Raw genomic sequence first — 16,695 nt, 5'->3', positions numbered from 1 at the left:
AGTTATGGAGTTACTGAAAACTGTTAAACGAAGAACGTTTTGGAGCGAATTAGTTTACTATGTCTTAAATATTGGCTTGGCGGCGGCGTTGCTTGTTATTGCTCAAGCGTTTCAGACTCCGTTCCCAGCGTTAGCACTTGTTGTGCTGAGTAAATGGCGCATAATTGCTGTTCGTCCGCGTTTTTGGTGGGCAAACATTCAGGCTAACTTGGTTGACTTAACGGTCGGAATCGGTGTTGTTGGTCTGATGTATCTACCTACGTCAGTGTTTTATTTCCGCGTAGCCTTGGCGATACTATATGCAATTTGGCTGGTTGTGATTAAGCCTATGTCTAAGCGCTGGCAGGTCGCCATGCAGTCGTTGATCTCTATCTTCGTCGGCGTAACTGCGCTTATGGTGGTGTCGTACGAGTGGCCAGTTTCTGTAGTTGTTATTCTGATGTTCTTGATCGGCTATAGTTCTGCGCGCCATTTCCTACACAGTTATGACGAAGAACAAACGGTTTTACTTTCGGCAATCTGGGGGCTCGTCTTTGCTGAGCTGGGTTGGCTGTCGTACTATTGGACTTATAGCTACGGAAAGTCATTATTTGGCGGCGTTTCACAGGTTACAATAATCTTATTGCTATTCTCGCTCGTCGCCAGTAAAGCTTACCAATCTTACAACAAGCGCAAAGCTATTCGATTTTCAGACATATCCGCTCCAGTAATTCTTACTATCGGAATTATCTTAGTGATGCTAGTGTTCTTAAATTCTGTAGTGATTTAATCTTGGGCGCCAGTGAAACGTAGGACTAGGATGTAATTGAGAACTCTCTCTTTTACAAAACCATTTTTCACGGCTTCGTCAATTATTCTATTATGCTGCTGGGGGTCCGCCTCGATAAATAGTAAGCCTTCTGAGGTGAGACATCGCGGTGCTTGTGCGATCAATTGCAATATCAATTTCAATCCTTCATCTTCGGCGAAAAGTGCAATATCTGGTTCGTATTGGAGCTCTGGAGATACGTCCCAATTTTTGTCAACGTAAGGCAAATTGGCAAATATATAGTCGACTGGTTTGAGTTGGCCATTAAGTAATGATTGCTGTTGAATATGGACGTCCGCATTTAAGGCATTCGCATTTTTTTCTGCAATATTTAAGGCTGGTTTGCTGATATCGGATAAAATTACCGACAAGTTGCTCCTCTCTAATTTGGCAGTAATTCCCAGACAGCCAGATCCTGTGCCAACGTCAATTAAAGCTTTTTCGGCAATTTCGCTGGCGGTCAATTCTAAGAACAATGAAATTAGATCTTCGGATTCAGGGCGGGGAATTAAAACGGAAGGAGATACGGTAAATCTACGCCCGTAAAATTCTTTATAGCCCAGAATGTAGGCGATTGGTACGCGGTCTAATCTCAGATCTAGTCTGGCATTTGCGATATCAAATCTTCTGGGGTCAATTTCTTCGTCCAGGTGGGCGTGTAGGTAAGTGCGGTTTTTTCGCAAAGTGTTGGCTAATATCAATTCGGCGTCTAATCTAGCGGACGGGATGTTTGCCGTTTTTAAGGATTTTGTGGCAATTTTTAGCCATTCAGAAATAATCATGTTGCTAATTATAACATATATCTATGGAATGTAAAAAGCGAGGGAAGATAGTTGGCATTGACAAATAAAGAAAAAGATAGTATTATACGAATATATTATTAAGCGGAAGAAAAGGATTATATTAGATAATATGACAAAAAAGTATGAGCTTCCTATCGCTAACGTGGTTATGGGAATAGGTCTTGAAACAGGGGCTGATTATGGATGGAATAGGACTAAAGAGACTCCAGTTGTAACAGTAGAGAGTGATACTGATGTGTTGTTGAATCAACGAGAGGAAGAGCGTCGAGAGATGACCCCCGAGGAGCAGAAGGCAGCTGATGAAGCGGCAATTAAGAGTTTGTACGGAAAATATAAACGGCGTGCTAGCGACGAATCTCTAAGTCTTGACGACCGTGATAAGTGGAGTGAGGCTGCGCTTGATTTAGAATTTAGGAATCCAGACCTCTTTAATGATTAGCATTCTGAGCTTTCAGCTCACGCTCATATCTCTGTAGATTTTCAATCAAATCGTCGATATCCCCGTTCATTGCAGCGGGGATATTGCTGCGGCTGTAGTGAATGCGGTGGTCGGTGATTCGGTCTTGCGGGAAGTTGTACGTTCGGATTTTTTCCGAGCGGTCGCCAGTTCCAACCAACGAGCGTCGCTCGGCACTTAATTTGGCGTTTTCCTCGTCAATTTTCATCTGTAACAATCGCGAACGAAGCACGCTCATGGCTTTTTCGCGGTTTTTAATTTGCGACTTTTCGTCTTGGTTTGTAACGATCATTCCAGTCGGCAAGTGGGTGATTCGCACTGCTGAATCTGTCGTATTCACACTTTGACCACCGTGTCCACTGGAGCGGTAAATGTCAACTCGCAAATCGTTCGGATTTATCTCAATGTCCGCTTCTTCGGCTTCTGGCAAAACCGCCACTGTTACGGTTGAAGTGTGGACGCGACCTTGGCTTTCAGTTACTGGAACTCGTTGAACTCGGTGTACGCCACCTTCGAACTTCAACTTAGAGTATGGCGCGTCGCCCTTGATCATGAAAATAACTTCTTTATAGCCGCCAGAATCGTTGGCTGATTCGCTGATTAATTCTACTTTATAGCCGTTAGATTCGCACCAACGTAAATACATGCGGTATAGTTCCGCCGCAAACAATGACGCTTCATCACCGCCCGCACCAGCGCGGATTTCCATGATGATATTTTTCTCATCGTTGGGATCTTTCGGGGTGAGAAGGATGAATAATTCTTCTTCTAATTCGGTCAATCTAGCTTCAGTTTCAGTGATCTCAAGTTTTGCCAGGGCAGCCAATTCGCCGCCTTCGTTAGCTAACTTTTTGGCCTCTACTAAGTTTTTTTCCAGGTTTTCTCGCTCTTCGCCTTTGGAGATAAGCGTTTCTAATTCTGAAAATCGTTTGTTTTTTACCGTAAAATCTGGTGAGCTATAAGCATCAGGTTGCGCTAAAAAATTGCTCAAATCAGCTCGTTCACTTTTCAGAGAATCCATATCTAAAGAAATCTTCGCCATATCTATAAAATTATATCATACATTGACAAATGTTTCTCAGTATTGTATTATATAGTGATAATGAGAGAATATGAGGGCGATTCGCGTGATTTGGTTTACGAAAATGCTGATAAGTCGACGTTTTGCGATGTTGGAAAGTCATCTGAACTGGTGCGGTGTATTGAAGATCTTCCAGAGGATATACCGGCAAACGATTCGAGGGTCGATTTGATTGTGAAGAGTTTGTTTGAGATTGACGCCAATCCAATAGAGAAGCCAGTTTCATTACGCGATTTGAATGAATCAATTAAAGGCAATATTGCCAGTGAAACGAAGATATCTATATATGAGGGTGAGTGGCCTGACATGAGAGCGATTCCGGAATCTGACATTCCGTTGCCGGTTGAACTATTTGTGGCTGCACCGATGATTAAAGATTGGCAAAAAGGGCGAGTGTCGGAACCTAAAGGTGGGAAAAGTAGTCGCGATATTATTAGGCAATACGCAGGAATGAATCCGAAAACTAGTCCTCCAATACGCAGTGTAGACGTTGTTGTGGATTCTGATGGCGGAGTATTTTTGGCTTTGCAAGGTGACGGCGCTCATCGCTTATGTGCTGCAAAGATGCGGGGAGACCGTGAAATATTATGTCGCGAGGTAAATATTGTCAGATTGAACTAGTGTAAAATAAAACCGCCCAGTGATTGAGCGGTTTTTGAATTGTCGGACTAATTTGTTAGATTATTTAGTCTTTTTGTCTGATTTTGGAGAATCAGTTTTAGCTGCTTTTTTAGCGTTAGCTTTCTTTGCTTTGTTTGCCAAAGCTGCTCGGCGAGCTTCAGCGGCTGCTTGACGAGCCTTAAAGCGATCAACACGACCTTCGGTGTCGATAATCTTTTCCTCACCAGTAAAGAATGGGTGTGAAGCTGATGAAATGTGAACCTTAACTAATGGATATTCGTTGCCGTCTTCCCATTTGATAGTTTCGGTTGTTTGCGCTGTTGACTGAGTCAAGAATGCGAAGCCCGCTTGTTCGTCGCTAAATACGACAGGGCGATAGTTCTGTGGGTGAATACTGCTTTTCATAACTGTTCAATTGTACATAATTTATCGGAAAATGTCAAAAGTTCGTATCCTTAACTTTGCTATTTTGGCGAAATTATGACATAATATAGGTATGATTGAGTTACCGACTAGTCCTGATGCTTTGAGTGAGTTAAGTCCAGTGGCGCCGCCAAAGTTATTATCGCAGGCTCAAGACGCTAGTCGAGATAATCTTATGGTCTATGTAAAAGCGGATAATTATCTGGGCACGGAAACGAGCGATCCTTCATTTATGGAAAGTCGATGTGAAACGACTGAATACGAAGCGATAAATGATTTTGTGCAATTTATAGAGATGACAAAGCATTATTTACCTGATTATATGGAGGATTGCGCTAAAGAATTAATAGATGAATTGGCGTTTTTGGGCATGCCGGAACTAAATTTCGCAGCAAATGCGTTGGCAAAAAGATTGAGGCACCATTTGGAGGTTGATAATAAGCCGGTCTATATTGACGTAGGAAATTCACTAAGTCAGTGTCGTACTAAAAACAAGATGAAAAGTAGTCAGTATATTTTAAGTCTGGTCTTATCTAAATTTCCAGACGATGAATTCGAAGAATATGAAGGTAGACTGAAAGTGTATGGCGGTAGAGGTGAGATTGGCAAGAGTTCTAAGATTTTATTTCTTGATGATTGGATTGTTAGCGGCGATCAGGTAAAGGAGCGAATTGCAGGATTTGAAGTGGATAATGATCCTGAGAGCCATGAGGCAAGTGTTTTGGTTATGGCGGCTAGTGGAGATTATCTTGATAACGGCATAAGTGCGTACTCTCAGTATGGAGGAGCGACATATTCTGTAGAGGCTTGCTACAGACTCAAGAATAGTCCTGATGCTGGGGGTATGAGTAGAGTGACGGGCATACATTCTTCGACCGATAACACATTTGGCTATGAAGTTGACGGTATAGCGTACTGTGCTATCGAAAGAGGAATTCTCAAAGGAGAGAAAATTGATGAGCTAAGTCTGCCAGCATTGGCAAATATAGTGCGACCGTATCGAAACGGTGAAGATTTTGATGGTTTATCGCGATTTAGACAATTGCTAGAGAAAGAGTAATATTTGCAGATTTATTGATTATTTGGTATAATTGCCAAGTAACTAATTTTAATGACACAATCCGTTTTACACTCCAAATCGTGGGCGGATGAGGCAAAAGGAGAAGAGGATGTCTGTAAAGGTAGACATTAAGGCTTTGCTGGAGTCAGGTGTTCATTTTGGACACAAAACCAGCCGCTGGCACCCAAAGATGGCGCCATATATTCACAGTAAACGTCAGGATAGTCACATTATTGACTTGACTAAAACCGTTGAAGCTTTGGATAAGGCTTTGCCGGAATTGACAAAAATCGCCGCATCAGGCCGTAAGGTTCTGTTTGTTGGTACCAAAAAGCAAGCTAAAGACGTTGTTCGCGAAGCAGCTGAAAAGACCAACCAGCCATACGTAGTTGAACGCTGGATTGGCGGTATGTTGACTAACGGTTCAACTATTGCTCAGCAAATTAAGAAGCTGAAGAACCTTGAAAAGCGAATGGCTTCAGGTGATTTGGAAAAGCGTTATAACAAGCTTGAAGTGCAGCGTTTCCAAGAGGAAATCGACAGCTTGAATATGAAATATGGCGGCATCAAGGATTTGATGGGCAAGCCAGGCGCTGTTGTTGTAGTTGACGCATTGACCGACGCAAATGCAGTTCGCGAGGCTCAAACTTTGGGCGTTCCAGTATTTGCAATTGTTGACACCAACGTTAACCCAACAGGAATTGATTACGTAATTCCAGGTAACGACGACGCCGTTAAGGGTATTCAATTGCTATTAGACTACTTCACTGCGGCTGTTGCTGAAGGTGCAGGTAGCGTAAAGGTTGAAGAAAAACCAGCTAAAAAAGAGGAGAAATAGGATGGGCGTTTCTGTTGACGATATCAAAAAATTGCGCGAATTGACCGGCGTAGGCTTGACTGACGCTAAAAAAGCTTTGGTTGAAGCTGAGGGCGATTTCGATAAAGCTTTGGAAGCTATGCGCAAAAAAGGCTTGACGAAAGCTGAAAAGAAGGGCGACCGCGAAGCTCGTGAAGGTTTGATTGAAAGTTATGTTCACTCTGGCCGAATCGGCGTTATCGTTGAGGTAAACTGTGAAACTGACTTCGTGGCTCGACTTGACGACTTTAAGATGTTGGCGCACGAAATTGCTATGCAAATTGCAGCGATGAGTCCAAAATATGTTTCTGAAGCTGACATTCCAGCAGAGGAGATGGAGCGCGTTAAAACTGAGCTTATGGCGAGCGAATCTTTGGCAAGCAAGCCTGAAGAAATGCGCGAAAAGATCGTTGAAGGTCAATTGAAGAAGCATTTCGCTGAGCAGGTTCTTATGAGCCAGGCGTACATCTTGGACGATTCTAAGACTGTTGAGCAACACATTAAGGAGGCGATTGCTAAATTAGGCGAAAACATCGTAGTTCGTCAATTCAAGCGAATCGAGCTGGGTGTAAGCGAATAGATTTTCACGCAGAGAAGAAGTCGGCCGTAGCAATGCGGTCGACTTTTTATTGTGTGGAAATTATTGAGCAGCCGTCTTTTTGGTGGCGCGCATCTGTCGTGGTGACGATAAATTGGTGATTTTGGATCGTTTCTTGGAGGAGTTTTTCGCGAGTGGCGTCTAGCTCCGAGAAAACATCGTCTAGCAAAATGAGTGGTCGAGATTGACTGACTTCTGTTTGAAGCTCTAGCTCTAATAATTTGAACGCCAGCATAATGGTTCGCATTTCGCCACGTGAAGCAACTTTAATAGCGGGCTGATCATGGAGGAAAATTGTGAAATCTTCACGGTGTGGGCCAGCCGAAGTGAAGCCCGTAGCCATTTCATATTCGCGGGATTTTCCTAAGCGATTGAGTAGGGCTTGGTCGTAATTTTCCAGAGGTACGATAGCGCCATATTCGATGGATAATTGTGTGTCTTTTCCCGCCAAAGATTCGTATAAATTTTTTATGCGGGGCTCGTTTATCTGGAGAAATTTGGCTCGTTTTTGGGCAATGTTGGTTGCGTATTGGACAAATTTTATATCCCAAGCAAACAGGTTGTCGCGCCAAATTGATGAGTCTTCTTGATGGGATTTTAAGAGTTCGTTGCGCTGTAAAAGAGTGCGGTTAAAGGCTCTTAAATCTGTGTCGTATTTGGGGTCAAGTCGGGCAATTAAGCCATCCAGAAAGTCGCGTCGTCGGGATGGTGAAGAGGAAATTAATCTTAGTTCGCTTGGCTCAAATAAAACGACAGGCAAGCGGTTTTTTCTGGTTAAGGCCTTTGATTTATTGTCATTGATGATGAATTCTTTGTTGATTTTTCCGGAAATTGAGTCCAGTTTAATGCGCCGCTCGCCGAAATCGCCCTCCAGATGAACAATTGTTTGCGGAGCGTTCAGCGTCATACAATCGCCAAGACTGCCTCGAAAACTACTGCCGCGTAGCGCCACATAAACCGCCTCAAGCAGATTCGTCTTGCCGGTGCCATTTGGTCCAACGATTACCGTCCCAGAATTGCTAAAAGTCGCTTCGTGCAGATGATAAGACCGAAAATTGTATAGCTTAATCTTAGAAATCACTCTGTTATTATAGCACGGGGCGTAAGGCGAAATTAGCAGACAAGACGCTTGAAGTTTGATATAATAACGGATAGATAAATTGGAGGAAATATGTTCGACACAAACCCTTATGAAGAAAAAATGAATGCAGCGTTTAGCTTTTTTCAAGATGAATTGAAGAAGGTGCGAACGGGCAGAGCGCATGCTGGAATGCTTGACGGTGTTATGGTTGAGGCTTATGGTTCAAAAATGCCGCTTAATCAGGTTGCAAACGTTACTGCACCTGAGGCGCAGATGCTATTAGTTACGCCATTTGACCCGAGTAATATTGCAACAATTTCTTCTGCAATTCGCGACAATCAAAGTCTAGGTTTTAATCCGTCTGACGATGGGCGAGTGGTTCGCGTTCCAGTTCCAGCTTTGACCGAAGAGCGTCGCCATCAACTGGTGAAACAGGTTAGCGAGAAGGTTGAGGAGGCTCGAATTGCGATGCGTAATATTCGCCAAGACGCTCTTAAGGACGCTAAGCGAATGAAGGACAATAAAGAGCTGAGCGAAGACGATTTGAAGCGTGTAGAGAAAGAGATTGACGGCTTAATGAGTAAGATGCAAACGCAAATTGACGAGGCGTTTAAGGCGAAAGAAAAGGACGTCTTAACCGTTTAATGAGCGAAACTTTTGCCGATAAAGTGAAAGCGTTGAATTTGCCGTTGGATCAAATTATTGTTATTGGTAGCGGAATTTTGGATCAATTGGGGATTCGTCCAGCTAGTGATATTGATCTTGCGGCAAGTTCTGATTTGATGAAAAAGCTCTCTGAGGAAAGTGGCGATTGGCTTAAAAAGTTTGATGACAATCAGCGTTTTTATTTTGTAAAAGATGACGGTTCGGCTGAAGTTTGGGACGGCTGGGTTTTTGATGGGCAAGCTGTTAGCTATGATGATTTGCTTGATTATGCGGTGAAATATGATGGCGTGAGGTTCGTTGATTTGGAATTTCTGCGCAAATGGAAGAGTTGGCGTGGACGTGAAAAAGACGTACGAGATGTTGAGTTAATTGATGAATGGAGGGCGAATAATGAGTGAAGATGCTAATTTGCCGCGACATATCGGGTTTATTGTTGATGGAAATCGGCGATGGGCAAAGCAGCATGGCTTGCCGACATACGAAGGACATCTGGCGGGCTATAACGCGCTAAAAGACGTGGCGTTGGAGGTTCTTCATCGAGGTGTGAAATATGCGAGCGCTTACGTTTTTAGTACGGAAAACTGGAAGCGGTCAGAGGAAGAAGTTCGACATTTGATGAAATTGCTATTGAACATACTGAAAGCTGATCTTCCGATATTTATTGAAAACGAGGTTCGCTTGAGGGTTGTTGGGTCCAGGGAAGGTTTGTCGGATCAATTGATTAAAGCGATTGACGAGGCTGAGGAGAAAACTGCCGATCTGAAAAACGGAGAATTGGTCTTATGCTTGAACTATGGTGGACATTTGGAGATTGCTGATGCGGTTAAAAAAATTGTTCAATCTGGAGTTTCTTCTGAGGAAATTACGCCCGAGTTGATTGCTCAAAATATATATGCGCCAGAGGTGCCGCCGTGTGATTTGATTGTTAGGACTTCTAGTGAACAGCGGCTCAGTAACTTTATGTTGTGGCGATCTGCGTACAGTGAGTTGATGTTTATTGAGAAGAATTGGCCAGACATGACAGTTGATGACGTGTCGGTGATTTTAGAGGAATATGCTAATCGGAATAGGCGGTTTGGAAAATGATTATTTGGGGAGTACTTTTAGGGCTATTTGTTCTCATTTTATTGGTGGTTTTGCATGAATTAGGTCATGCTATTGTCGCCAAGAGAAACGGCGTTAAGGTTGAGGAGTTCGGAATCGGATTTCCGCCCGCTGCAAAAAAATGGAAAGTAAAGCGAAGTTTCTTGGGTGAAAACGTAACGTTTAGTCTGAATTGGTTGCCGCTTGGTGGATTTGTTAGGTTGAAAGGTGAATACGATTCCGCAAAAGGCGAGGGCACATATGGTGGATCGACGTTTTGGGTGAAGACGAAAATCTTGCTGGCTGGCGTCGTGATGAACTGGATAACTGCGATTGTTTTGTTCACAATTCTTGCGATAATTGGCATGCCGAAAATCCTGTCGAACCAAGTTCAATTGCCGTTTGATACAGAGGTTAGGCGTTCGCCAGTAGCGATAGCGAAAATCACACCGAATTCTCCAGCGGATAAAATTGGACTTAAGGTTAATGACGAACTGATTGAGATAAACGGTCAACCGCTTACAGAGGCGGGAAAGTTGCCAATTGTAACGAAGGAGAATGCTGGCAAAAAAATCAACGTCAAGTACAAGCGTGACGGCAAAGAATCATCTATAGACGTCCAGTTGAATGATGAAAAGTCCGCGAAGGAAAGCGGATATCTGGGTGTTATTTCGGGACAGACGGAGAAAATGTATAGTACATGGTCGGCGCCTATTGTGGGTGTGGCGACTACTGGGCAATTGTCATACGAAACGGTCAAAGGCGTTGGTGTGCTATTGGTAAAAACCGTGCACGGATCAGTCGGACAAATATTCGGTTCTGCAGAATCAAAAGAATCTGCACGAGCTGATTTGGCCTCTGTCAGCGGGAGCGTAGCAGGACCAATTGGCATATTGGGCGTATTATTCCCGTCAGTTGTTAGTTCTGGAATTGAGTACATCATTTTCGTGGCGGCGTTAATCTCGCTGACGCTGGCAGTGATGAACATTTTACCAATTCCAGCACTTGACGGCGGTCGCTGGTTCACGATGACAATTTTCCGCTTATTTAAGAAAGATCTGACGAAAGAACGTGAAGAAAATATTCAGGCAACTGGTATGTTGATTCTATTAATCTTAACAATTTTGGTGACGATCAGTGATGTTGGAAAACTCTTCTAAGAAATTAAAAAACCGCAAATGGTGGCTGATTTTGGCGCTCCCAGCTTGGGTTTATGGCGTATTTTTGACGGTGGAAGTTGTTGTTTCATTGGCGGTCGGTGTTTTGACGAAAATCGGTGTACCTCTCGGTTCTGTGAATCAAGTTATTTTTAATACGGTGCTTTCGGTTGTCGTATATATTTTGTCGCTAATTGTCGTGATTGGCGTGCCGTTTTTGGTTAAAAAGCGCCGAACAACTTTGAGCAATTTGGGCGTGAATGACTGGCCGACGTTTTTGGAAATATTCATTTCTCCGTTTGCTTTCGTAGCTTACTTTTTACTAACAATGGTCGCGATGAGCATCGCCAGTGGTGTTTTTTCGGTGGATATGCAGCAAAAGCAGGTCATACCGTTCAGTCAGAGTATGCTGGCGACTCATTGGCAATTTATCATGGCGTTTGTTGTGCTGGTGGTGCTGGCGCCGATTGTTGAGGAACTTTTGTATCGCGGATATCTTTATGGCAAGTTGCGCAATTCTTTCTCGATTTGGCTATCAATTATCGTAACAAGCATAGCGTTTGGCGCGGCACATCTTTGGGTTGGTCCGAACTCGCCATTGCAATGGGCGGTGGCAGTTGATACATTTACTTTAAGCCTGGTTATGTGCGCAACTAGGGAATATACTGGCGCAATTTGGGTGCCGATTATGATGCATATGATGAAAAACGGAATAGCTTTTTATTTCTTGTTTATCAATACGGGCGCAATTAATCAGACAGAATCGTTATTGCCATTTATATTTATGTAAAGGAGAAAAATATGCGAATGACACAACTTTTTACTAAAACTTTGAAGCAGGCGCCAGCTGGCGAGGTTGCGCGAAACGCTCAGCTTTTGATTCGTGCTGGCTACGTACATAAAACGATGGCGGGCGTGTATTCGTTTTTGCCGTTGGGTTTGAGAGTTCTTGAGAATATTAAGCAAATTGTTCGTGAGGAAATGGACAAGGTTAATAGCCAGGAATTGGTGATGAGTACTTTGCAGCGAAAGGAATTGTGGCAAGAAACTGGTCGCTGGAGTGATGAATTGGTCGATGTTTGGTTTAAGTCTAAACTGCAAGACGGCACGGACATTGGTTTTGGTTGGACACATGAGGAACCGATTGTCGATCTTCTTCGCAATTACTTAAAGAGCTACAAAGATTTGCCAATTAGCGTTTATCAATTCCAGAATAAGCTGCGAAACGAGCTGCGCGCTAAGAGTGGAATTATGCGTGGTCGTGAATTTATGATGAAGGATATGTATTCGATTCACGACAGTAAGGAGAGTTTGGACAGTTATTACAATTCAGTCATTGAGGCGTATAAGCGTTGTTATGGCCGATTTGGGATTGGTGATGAAACATATGTGACGTTTGCTTCTGGCGGCGCTTTTACGAAGTTTAGCCATGAGTTTCAGACGATTTGCGATGCTGGTGAGGATTATATTTATTTGCATCGTGGTAAAAATATCGCTGTTAATGAGGAAGTTTTGGACGAGGCAATTGAGGAGCTCGGCGTTGATCGTAGTGAGTTGGAAAAGGTGAAGACTGCCGAAGTTGGCAATATCTTTAATTTCGGCACACAGAAATCCGAAGAAATGAAGTTGGTATTTACTGACGCCGAAGGTAAAGAACAATACGCTTATATGGGAAGTTATGGCATTGGAATTACGCGAGTTATGGGCGTGATTGTTGAGAAGTTCGCTGACGATAAAGGTTTGGTTTGGCCAGAAAATGTTGCGCCGTTTAAGGTTCATATTGTGGCAATTGGTGAAAAAGGGCAGGAACTAGCGGGCAAGTTTTATGACGAGCTGACTAATAACGGCGTCGATGCGCTACTTGATGATCGCGACGAGCGTCCAGGCGTGAAATTTGCTGATGCTGAGCTGATGGGTTTGCCGTGGCGGATAACGATTGGCGATCGAGCGATTGACGGTGATGGCTTGTTTGAATTGACGGAACGAGCAACTGGCGAAACGCGAAAAATGGATTATCAGCAATTGGTGGATTTTTGCTTGAGTCGGTAGGGCTGATTATATTGACATAACAAATAGTGATTGATATACTCAGATAGACTTAATCAAGACTAATTAAAAACACTATATTTAGTGTAGATCGTAAGACTAATACCACTACATACAGTAGAGGAGGAGATTTTTATGAAAAAAACTTATCAAATTACAGAATCTGGTAAAGCTGATTTAGAAAAAGAATTGGCGGAATTAAAAGGTCGACGTGGCGAAATTGCTGAAAAAATTGCGGCAGCGCGAGACTTTGGCGACTTGAGCGAAAACGCAGAATATGACGCTGCACGCGAAGAGCAGGGCTTGGTGGAAACGCGAATTTTGGAAATTGAAGATATTCTGCAGAACGCCGAAATTATTAAATCCAGCGGCGGCTCAAGTGTTGGTTTGGGTAGCACAGTTGAATTACAATGCCCAGAAAGAACCGTATCTTACACAGTGGTTGGACCAGTTGAAGCCGATCCGTTGGCTGGACGAATCTCAGATCAGTCGCCAATTGGTAAAGAATTGATTGGTAAGAAAATCGGCGATGAAGTTACAATTAAAACTCCAAAAGCCGAAATTACCTACATTATTAAGTCGATATCTTAAGTCTGGCGGGATTTACCGCGTATAATGTGCTATAATTATCTCTGTTATGGCCACATTACAAGATTATCGAAACGAACGACTACGAAAACTGGAAACATTACGTCAATTAGGCGTTGAACCATATCCAGCAAAATCAGAACGAACTCACACTTGTGCTGAGGTTTTGTCTAAGTACGATGAGCTAGCTGGTAAGGAAGTTGTTGTTGCGGGTCGTGTGGCATCTATTCGCAGTTTTGGTAAATTGGCATTTATTAAATTACGTGATCAATCTGGTGATGTGCAACTTTACTTGCAGCGTGATGACGTGGCGGAATTAGATGCTGCGCGCGGTGTGCTTGGAATGAAGCGGCTTAAATTGTTGGATACGGGCGATTTTATTGAGGCGAAGGGCGTGATGACCACGACACAAACGGGCGAAAAATCCGTTGGTGTACGCGAACTTAGATTGTTAACTAAATCGTTGAGGCCAATGCCGGAAAAATTAGAGAATAAGGAAGAGCGCTTGCGCCGACGTTATGTTGATATGAATGTCAATCCTGAAGTTCGCGAGCGATTCGTTCGTCGAAGTAAGTTTTGGCAGGCAACGCGAGACTATTTGAATAGTCACGGGTTCATCGAGATTAATGTTCCTGTTTTGGAGCACACCACTGGCGGTGCGGACGCGAACCCATTTGTGACGCACATGGATGCGCTGGGCGATCAGCAGTTTTATTTGCGAATTAGCCACGAATTACCATTGAAGCGATTGATTGGTGCTGGATTTGAGAAAGTTTATGACCTCGGTCCGCGTTTTCGCAATGAAAATTACTCGGACGAGCATCTGCCAGAACATATTGCCATGGAGTGGTATGCGGCTTACTGGGACTGGAAACAGGGAATGCGTTTCATGGAGTCGATGTATAAAGATGTGCTTCAGAAGACTTTTGGTACTCTGCAATTCCAATTGGGCAAATTCAACGTCGATATGAGTGGCGAGTGGGAAGTTTGGGACTACGCTGAAGTTATTCGCAAGCATTACGGAATCGATGTTTACAACACGACGATTGAAGAAGTTGCCGCTAAGCTGAAAGAGCATAATTTGGAAGTTGAAAAAACTGACTCTATCCCACGCAGTATTGATAAATTATGGAAGAATATTCGCAAAGATGTTGCTGGTCCAGTTTGGTTGGTGAACACGCCGAAGTTTATTAGCCCGCTATCAAAGACTAATCCAGAAAATCCAGAGACGGTGGAACGTTTTCAGCCAGTGATCGCTGGTTCTGAATTGGGCAATGGATTCTCTGAGCTTAATGATCCGATTGACCAGCTAAATCGTTTCCTTGAGCAGCAGCAAATGCGTGACGCTGGTGATGAAGAGGCGATGATGCTTGATATTGATTACGTTGAGATGTTGGAATATGGAATGCCGCCGGCTTGTGGTTGGGGATATTCTGAGCGAGTATTCTGGATTTTCGAGGGCGTTACAGCGCGTGAAGGTGTGCCGTTCCCGCAGCTTAAGAGCGAAATTGACGAAACAACTCGGGCGATTTATCCGCAAGTCAACTTGTAATTTTGCTATAATTAAAGATATGGATTTTTTATTGGAGTTATTTTCTGGTAGGATGTTTTTAGCTACGATTCAGAGTAGAGGTTATAATTATGTCTGATATTTTATTATGGCTGGCGGCTGCTGTTTTGTTGGCGCTTTCTGGGCTATTTTCCGGGCTGAATATCGGCTTAATGATGGCGCGACCTGATGATCTGAAGCGAAAGGCCAGGCAGGGCGACAAAATTGCGGCGCGGGTATATCGATATCGAAAAGACGGCTATTATTTGATTTTCTGTATTTTGCTTGGCAATGTCGGCGTGAATACTGCGATGTCAATTTTGCTTGGCAATATGACGAATGGCGTGGTTGGCGGTTTAATTGCGACGCTTCTCATCACGATGTTTGGCGAGATTTTGCCACAGGCGATTTTCTCGCAGCGTGGATATCGATTTGTGCGATATTTCTTTTGGTTACTTGATGTAATTTATGTGCTATTTTGGCCACTTGCTCAGCCGATGTCGAAATTGTTGAATCGCTGGCTGGGTAAGGAAACGCCGCAATTATATTCTCATCAGGAGCTGGAGGAGATTATTCACGAGCACGCCGTCAGGTCTGACAGTCCTGTTGATTATGACGAAAGTCGAATTGCGGCGGGTGCGTTGCAGTTTAGTAAAAAGACGGCTGGCGATTTGGTTACGCCGATGAGCGAGGTTTTTGTCGTGGATTTGGATGATGAGTTAGATGCTACGCTTTTGGCGCAAATAAAACACGCTGGACATTCGCGAATTCCGGTTCAATCTGGCGGGGAATTGGTCGGAGTTTTATACGTGAAGGATGTCGTTGGACGAGATTTGCCGTTGCCAATTAGCCAATTGTACCGCGATAAAATTTATGATATTGACAAGAGGTCGCGCCTGGATACGGTCTTAAGTCGATTCATTCAAACGCACAATCATTTGTTTGTGGTGATGGACGATGAAACGGAACTGGGAATTATTACGCTAGAAGACGTGATTGAAGAGATTCTGGATCAAGAGATTGAAGATGAGTATGATGAGGAATAAGATTAAATTGAGGAGGTCATAAAATGTTTGAAGAATATAATAATGGAGTGCCTGATAGATTACGACAAGTTACAGCCGAGACAATGTCTCCTGAAGTGCTATATACACTCGACACCTATTCGGACGTATCGCCGCAGGATGTGATATATATTGATGAGTCTAGGGCAGAGGGAAGTGGTCGTCTAATTATCAGTAAAGGACAGTCTGTTAAGCTGCTTGAGGAGGCTGATCTGTCTACTCCTGATTTGGTGATATTGATGAGCGTATGGCAGAGAAATGACCAAGGGGATTTGTGCCGTGGTATTGTCGCCGATTGTCGATTTTATAGCGGACGCTTTGACGCTGAATATGGCGACGAAGAGATTGATGATTACGATGGAATTGATGATGAAATCTACAATAAGGACGACGAGCAGATTATTTCTGCAGTAGTTGATTACGGAGATGATGGAGCAGTCAAGATTTGGGGAGATCCGACGTTTTTTGATGCCGCTAGATATATGGCTGGTTTGGTGGATAATGAGTCGATAGAGAAGAACGAGGTTGTTGCGGGCAGTCGCGAGATTCAGAGCAGTGTGAGCGACGGCGAGTCGCGGGAGCGTGTGAATGCTGACTCTTTTTATAAGCGCGCGCTTAATGGCTTGGCGAAGATAGTTAAAGCTAGGCGAAAATAGCGATCCCTAAGCTGACAGAGCCCTCGATTTTTTGAATATTATTTTCAAAAATACCTTGACTATTTAAGGTACCTTGTATAACATAGTACTATGTATAA

The 16,695-nt window shown here is 43.5% G+C and carries 20 protein-coding genes; 16 read left to right on the top strand and 4 right to left on the bottom strand.

Going from position 1 to position 16,695, the window contains the following annotated elements:
- The first annotated feature begins 4 nt into the window (after window positions 1-4).
- On the top strand, window positions 5-769 hold the full coding sequence (locus tag LRM45_RS00880) for a hypothetical protein (protein ID WP_243826375.1): 765 nt from the start codon (window positions 5-7) through the stop codon (window positions 767-769).
- On the opposite strand, the gene prmC is transcribed toward LRM45_RS00880, so the two are convergent.
- The gene (gene prmC / locus LRM45_RS00875; protein ID WP_243826374.1) at window positions 766-1,590 is read right to left on the bottom strand and encodes a peptide chain release factor N(5)-glutamine methyltransferase; all 825 of its coding nucleotides are present in this window, start codon (window positions 1,588-1,590) and stop codon (window positions 766-768) included. The two genes, LRM45_RS00880 and prmC, sit on opposite strands and share 4 nt — an antisense overlap.
- A 130-nt stretch (window positions 1,591-1,720) precedes the next feature.
- Here prmC and LRM45_RS00870 point away from each other — a divergent pair, with 130 nt between their 5' ends.
- The gene (locus LRM45_RS00870) at window positions 1,721-2,050 is read left to right on the top strand and encodes a hypothetical protein (protein WP_243826373.1); all 330 of its coding nucleotides are present in this window, start codon (window positions 1,721-1,723) and stop codon (window positions 2,048-2,050) included.
- Here LRM45_RS00870 and prfA read toward each other — a convergent pair.
- Window positions 2,040-3,110, bottom strand: a complete 1,071-nt coding sequence (gene prfA / locus LRM45_RS00865; RefSeq protein WP_320412718.1) for a peptide chain release factor 1 — start codon at window positions 3,108-3,110, stop codon at window positions 2,040-2,042. The genes LRM45_RS00870 and prfA overlap by 11 nt on opposite strands.
- 60 nt (window positions 3,111-3,170) lie before the next feature.
- On the opposite strand from prfA, the gene LRM45_RS00860 reads away from it, so the two are divergent.
- Window positions 3,171-3,770 (top strand): hypothetical protein, encoded by a 600-nt coding sequence (locus tag LRM45_RS00860; protein WP_243826372.1) that lies wholly within the window; start codon window positions 3,171-3,173, stop codon window positions 3,768-3,770.
- Between the two features lie 60 nt (window positions 3,771-3,830).
- On the opposite strand, the gene LRM45_RS00855 is transcribed toward LRM45_RS00860, so the two are convergent.
- A complete protein-coding gene (locus LRM45_RS00855) occupies window positions 3,831-4,175 on the bottom strand; it encodes a type B 50S ribosomal protein L31 (protein ID WP_129632372.1) in 345 nt (114 codons plus the stop codon).
- Between the two features lie 91 nt (window positions 4,176-4,266).
- Between LRM45_RS00855 and LRM45_RS00850 the strand changes: the two genes are divergently transcribed.
- The 3 genes from LRM45_RS00850 to tsf all read left to right on the top strand — a co-directional run bounded on the left by LRM45_RS00850 (window position 4,267) and on the right by tsf (window position 6,689).
- Window positions 4,267-5,253: a hypothetical protein gene (locus tag LRM45_RS00850; protein WP_243826371.1), complete on the top strand. Its 987-nt coding sequence runs from the start codon at window positions 4,267-4,269 to the stop codon at window positions 5,251-5,253.
- A 109-nt stretch (window positions 5,254-5,362) separates the two neighbouring features.
- Entirely contained in the window at window positions 5,363-6,091 is a 729-nt protein-coding gene (gene rpsB / locus LRM45_RS00845; protein ID WP_243826370.1) for a 30S ribosomal protein S2, read from the top strand.
- A gap of 1 nt (window position 6,092) precedes the next feature.
- A complete protein-coding gene (gene tsf, locus LRM45_RS00840) occupies window positions 6,093-6,689 on the top strand; it encodes a translation elongation factor Ts (protein WP_243826369.1) in 597 nt (198 codons plus the stop codon).
- A 46-nt stretch (window positions 6,690-6,735) separates the two neighbouring features.
- Here tsf and recF read toward each other — a convergent pair whose 3' ends face one another.
- A complete protein-coding gene (gene recF, locus LRM45_RS00835; protein ID WP_243826368.1) occupies window positions 6,736-7,788 on the bottom strand; it encodes a DNA replication/repair protein RecF in 1,053 nt (350 codons plus the stop codon).
- Between the two features lie 90 nt (window positions 7,789-7,878).
- Here recF and frr point away from each other — a divergent pair, with 90 nt between their 5' ends.
- The 10 genes from frr to LRM45_RS00785 all read left to right on the top strand — a co-directional run bounded on the left by frr (window position 7,879) and on the right by LRM45_RS00785 (window position 16,597).
- Entirely contained in the window at window positions 7,879-8,433 is a 555-nt protein-coding gene (frr, locus tag LRM45_RS00830) for a ribosome recycling factor (RefSeq protein ID WP_243826367.1), read from the top strand.
- The gene (locus LRM45_RS00825) at window positions 8,433-8,852 is read left to right on the top strand and encodes a hypothetical protein (protein WP_243826366.1); all 420 of its coding nucleotides are present in this window, start codon (window positions 8,433-8,435) and stop codon (window positions 8,850-8,852) included. Before frr ends, LRM45_RS00825 begins: the two co-directional genes overlap by 1 nt.
- Window positions 8,845-9,540 carry a polyprenyl diphosphate synthase gene (uppS, locus tag LRM45_RS00820; protein WP_243826365.1) on the top strand — a complete coding sequence of 232 codons (696 nt, stop codon included), beginning with the start codon at window positions 8,845-8,847 and terminating at the stop codon, window positions 9,538-9,540. The genes LRM45_RS00825 and uppS overlap by 8 nt, the downstream gene beginning before the upstream one ends.
- Entirely contained in the window at window positions 9,537-10,697 is a 1,161-nt protein-coding gene (locus LRM45_RS00815; RefSeq protein WP_243826364.1) for a M50 family metallopeptidase, read from the top strand. Before uppS ends, LRM45_RS00815 begins: the two co-directional genes overlap by 4 nt.
- Window positions 10,678-11,484, top strand: coding sequence for a CPBP family intramembrane glutamic endopeptidase (locus LRM45_RS00810; protein ID WP_243826363.1), 807 nt, complete (start codon window positions 10,678-10,680; stop codon window positions 11,482-11,484). Before LRM45_RS00815 ends, LRM45_RS00810 begins: the two co-directional genes overlap by 20 nt.
- 17 nt (window positions 11,485-11,501) lie before the next feature.
- Window positions 11,502-12,743 (top strand): aminoacyl--tRNA ligase-related protein, encoded by a 1,242-nt coding sequence (locus LRM45_RS00805; RefSeq protein WP_243826362.1) that lies wholly within the window; start codon window positions 11,502-11,504, stop codon window positions 12,741-12,743.
- A 132-nt stretch (window positions 12,744-12,875) separates the two neighbouring features.
- The gene (greA, locus tag LRM45_RS00800) at window positions 12,876-13,331 is read left to right on the top strand and encodes a transcription elongation factor GreA (protein ID WP_243826361.1); all 456 of its coding nucleotides are present in this window, start codon (window positions 12,876-12,878) and stop codon (window positions 13,329-13,331) included.
- A gap of 46 nt (window positions 13,332-13,377) precedes the next feature.
- Complete coding sequence (locus LRM45_RS00795) at window positions 13,378-14,880, top strand: lysine--tRNA ligase (RefSeq protein WP_243826360.1); 1,503 nt, start codon at window positions 13,378-13,380, stop codon at window positions 14,878-14,880.
- A gap of 89 nt (window positions 14,881-14,969) precedes the next feature.
- On the top strand, window positions 14,970-15,923 hold the full coding sequence (locus LRM45_RS00790) for a CNNM domain-containing protein (protein WP_243826359.1): 954 nt from the start codon (window positions 14,970-14,972) through the stop codon (window positions 15,921-15,923).
- Window positions 15,924-15,946: 23 nt separating this feature from the next.
- Entirely contained in the window at window positions 15,947-16,597 is a 651-nt protein-coding gene (locus LRM45_RS00785; RefSeq protein WP_243826358.1) for a hypothetical protein, read from the top strand.
- Window positions 16,598-16,695 lie beyond the last annotated feature (98 nt).

It is taken from the genome of Candidatus Nanosynbacter sp. TM7-057 (assembly GCF_022828295.1).
Taxonomy (GTDB): Bacteria; Patescibacteriota; Saccharimonadia; order Saccharimonadales; family Saccharimonadaceae; genus Nanosynbacter.
This window is presented reverse-complemented; position numbering and strand designations above follow the sequence as displayed.

Bases quoted from the DNA above. Each gene is read 5' to 3' on its own strand.
- LRM45_RS00785 (WP_243826358.1), top strand. From the start codon at position 15,947: ATGTTTGAAGAATATAATAATGGAGTGCCTGATAGATTACGACAAGTT.
- rpsB (WP_243826370.1), top strand. From the start codon at position 5,363: ATGTCTGTAAAGGTAGACATTAAGGCTTTGCTGGAGTCAGGTGTTCAT.
- tsf (WP_243826369.1), top strand. From the start codon at position 6,093: ATGGGCGTTTCTGTTGACGATATCAAAAAATTGCGCGAATTGACCGGC.
- LRM45_RS00855 (WP_129632372.1), bottom strand. From the start codon at position 4,175: ATGAAAAGCAGTATTCACCCACAGAACTATCGCCCTGTCGTATTTAGC.
- uppS (WP_243826365.1), top strand. From the start codon at position 8,845: ATGAGTGAAGATGCTAATTTGCCGCGACATATCGGGTTTATTGTTGAT.
- LRM45_RS00850 (WP_243826371.1), top strand. From the start codon at position 4,267: ATGATTGAGTTACCGACTAGTCCTGATGCTTTGAGTGAGTTAAGTCCA.
- LRM45_RS00870 (WP_243826373.1), top strand. From the start codon at position 1,721: ATGACAAAAAAGTATGAGCTTCCTATCGCTAACGTGGTTATGGGAATA.
- greA (WP_243826361.1), top strand. From the start codon at position 12,876: ATGAAAAAAACTTATCAAATTACAGAATCTGGTAAAGCTGATTTAGAA.
- LRM45_RS00790 (WP_243826359.1), top strand. From the start codon at position 14,970: ATGTCTGATATTTTATTATGGCTGGCGGCTGCTGTTTTGTTGGCGCTT.
- prmC (WP_243826374.1), bottom strand. From the start codon at position 1,590: ATGATTATTTCTGAATGGCTAAAAATTGCCACAAAATCCTTAAAAACG.
- prfA (WP_320412718.1), bottom strand. From the start codon at position 3,110: ATGGCGAAGATTTCTTTAGATATGGATTCTCTGAAAAGTGAACGAGCT.
- LRM45_RS00880 (WP_243826375.1), top strand. From the start codon at position 5: ATGGAGTTACTGAAAACTGTTAAACGAAGAACGTTTTGGAGCGAATTA.
- LRM45_RS00810 (WP_243826363.1), top strand. From the start codon at position 10,678: ATGTTGGAAAACTCTTCTAAGAAATTAAAAAACCGCAAATGGTGGCTG.
- LRM45_RS00795 (WP_243826360.1), top strand. From the start codon at position 13,378: ATGGCCACATTACAAGATTATCGAAACGAACGACTACGAAAACTGGAA.
- frr (WP_243826367.1), top strand. From the start codon at position 7,879: ATGTTCGACACAAACCCTTATGAAGAAAAAATGAATGCAGCGTTTAGC.
- LRM45_RS00860 (WP_243826372.1), top strand. From the start codon at position 3,171: ATGAGAGAATATGAGGGCGATTCGCGTGATTTGGTTTACGAAAATGCT.
- LRM45_RS00825 (WP_243826366.1), top strand. From the start codon at position 8,433: ATGAGCGAAACTTTTGCCGATAAAGTGAAAGCGTTGAATTTGCCGTTG.
- LRM45_RS00815 (WP_243826364.1), top strand. From the start codon at position 9,537: ATGATTATTTGGGGAGTACTTTTAGGGCTATTTGTTCTCATTTTATTG.
- LRM45_RS00805 (WP_243826362.1), top strand. From the start codon at position 11,502: ATGACACAACTTTTTACTAAAACTTTGAAGCAGGCGCCAGCTGGCGAG.